Origin of the sequence: Capnocytophaga sp. oral taxon 329 str. F0087, from assembly GCF_000213295.2 — a bacterium.
Taxonomy (GTDB): domain Bacteria; phylum Bacteroidota; class Bacteroidia; order Flavobacteriales; family Flavobacteriaceae; genus Capnocytophaga; species Capnocytophaga leadbetteri_A.
Genome location: NZ_KN390038.1, coordinates 11,765 through 13,997, shown reverse-complemented (window position 1 = coordinate 13,997; position 2,233 = coordinate 11,765). Strand labels below are relative to the sequence as shown.

Annotated in this window: 2 protein-coding genes; both read right to left on the bottom strand. The window is 41.6% G+C overall.

The window, feature by feature from the left end; all coding sequences use genetic code 11:
- Positions 1-266 precede the first annotated feature (266 nt).
- On the bottom strand, positions 267-1,457 hold the full coding sequence (locus HMPREF9074_RS09825; RefSeq protein ID WP_009392478.1) for a 6-bladed beta-propeller: 1,191 nt from the start codon (positions 1,455-1,457) through the stop codon (positions 267-269).
- A gap of 55 nt (positions 1,458-1,512) precedes the next feature.
- Entirely contained in the window at positions 1,513-2,115 is a 603-nt protein-coding gene (locus tag HMPREF9074_RS09820) for a CDP-alcohol phosphatidyltransferase family protein (RefSeq protein ID WP_034540508.1), read from the bottom strand.
- Positions 2,116-2,233 lie beyond the last annotated feature (118 nt).

Sequence of the window (2,233 nt, the reverse complement as noted above, 5' to 3'; positions counted from 1 at the left end):
GTAGGGATAGGTGGGAGGCTTGGGAGTAACATCCCCCCTAACACATACTCCGCTGCGCTAGCTCGCGGACTTCCTTCAAAGGGGGAGATGCAACGGGCAAGCATACACGAACAATATGATGTAGGGACGGGTGGGATATTGTGCAAAAAAACTTTGCTAAAAGCTATAGTGGGTATTCCTATAGCTTTTAGCAAAGTTTTTTCCGAAGTTCTTTATCAAAAAATATTTCTACATTTCTATATCTCTTTATTTCTTTAGTTATCTCTTTAGAACTTGTTCAACGTGTAATAAATTAGAATGGGATTATCGCCTTTTTTGAAGGATTCGCTTTTCTTCTTATTGGCTTCAGAAAGAAATGGCATCTCTTTTAGCACTTCGTAATCATTTTCCCCTGGATAATAATACTTGATAAGCTGATCATCATAAAAACTATCAGGGAAGGCTAAGAAAGGAAGTCCTTGTTTGCTTTGGGCTATACCCCCTCCTACCATATTGCCACTGTGCTTATCGCGGTAAACTACAACATTGGCTGTTTTATTAGAAATAAAAAACACATTGTGATGAGTGGTTTCGATATAATCGCCTATACAATAGTTATAATTATGGTCGCGTATAGCATTTTCAAAAACACTAAAATCTTTGCCATAAATATACGAACGTGGCAGTTTGTGGTCGTAATCTAAAATAAACTCTGCTGCCAATTTGTTGTCTTTAGGGTTATATTGATAGATAGTGTCGGATATTTCGGCTGTTATCTTTACCAAATCGGCTACTCTATAAAGGTAACTTTTAGCCGAAAAGGCTTTGCTCTCTTTATCGGGTAGCGCTACCGCATTGAGCTTGAGGTCTTTATTTATAAACTGCAAACGGTAGTTGCTTTTGTCGCCTAAGTTTTTATTTTGCCCTACAAGCGATTTTAGCACATATCCGTCGGGGGTAGCTGCCATATTGAGAAAGCCTATAGGCAGGTATTTGAAACGAAGGAAATTGCCTTCTTTATCAAAAATAAGAAGAAAGGAACGTTTGTAAGCAATCAGTTCATTGGTTTGGGTATTAAAATCGATGTCATAAAGGCGATAGAGTTGTTCTGGCTTCTTGCCATTAGGAATACGCTTTACGAATTTCCCTTGCCGAGTGAAAATGACTATGCCCGACTCATCAAGGTCGTCCATAATATAGATGTGTTCGGCAGTGGTAACGACTTTGCGAATCTGCCCTAAACGGCTTTGTGCCGTGGTCTCTAAAGGTACGAAATTGATTTCTTTGAGTAGCGCTCCAAAATCGAATTCTTTGTCCTTTACTAAAAAAGGGTTTAGGTTTAAGTGTTGGGCTTGGGAAGTTTCTGCTGTTAGCACTTTGGTGTCGGCTAATTGTAGCACAGTAGTGTCGCGAAAAGGCTGTGCAAAGCTGGCTGTAATAGAGGCGGTAAGAAGCCCTAAAATGATTGGTAATTTCATACGTTTTTAAAAGTTTATAATTGAGCCGCAAATATAGTACTTTTTTCTAACTATCCTAACTATTCAGCCATTTATTTTTTTTGATAGTCTTTCCTTTTCTGATAAGGTAGGCGTGGTAGGCGCTGGGGATGTCGTTTTGCCAACGGGGGAGCAATAATATAATAAGAATGACATCGGTTTGGGATAATAGTCCCCAATAGATAGCTAACTGCAATGGGAAGCCGCCATACCCAAAACCAATAAGGGAGACAAAGGCTATGAGAAGGGTAAGTCCCCATATTTTAGAAAGGAAGGCGTGGGTGCAGGTCTCTTTGCCAAAGCGCAAAAAACTCAAACCATAGCAGAGGGCTTCCATAACGAATAGGGTTATAATCTGATAGCGGTAGGCTGTAATTAGGGCGGGATTGAGCCAATAGCAGGCTACCCCCACTGAGAGCCAGAAGACTAAATCGGTTTGGCTATCGAGGCGGCGCATCTTTACGGTGCTAATGCCCCTATGGCGGGCTATGATGCCATCGAAGATGTCGGATAGGAGTCCTACTACTATTGCGATGACAATAGCGGGGCGGGCTACGCTTTCGGGGGTGGCGTAGGCTATCCAGAATATAGTGGGAGCTAATAAAAAGCGAAACAGTATTAATATATAAGGTAGGGGCATCTTGTAGGTGTTAGGTTTTAGAATGTGATGCAAAAATCGTGCTAAAAGTGGGAGGGGTATTAACATCCCCCCTAACACATACTCCGCTGCGCTAGCTCGCGGACTTCCTTCAAAGGGG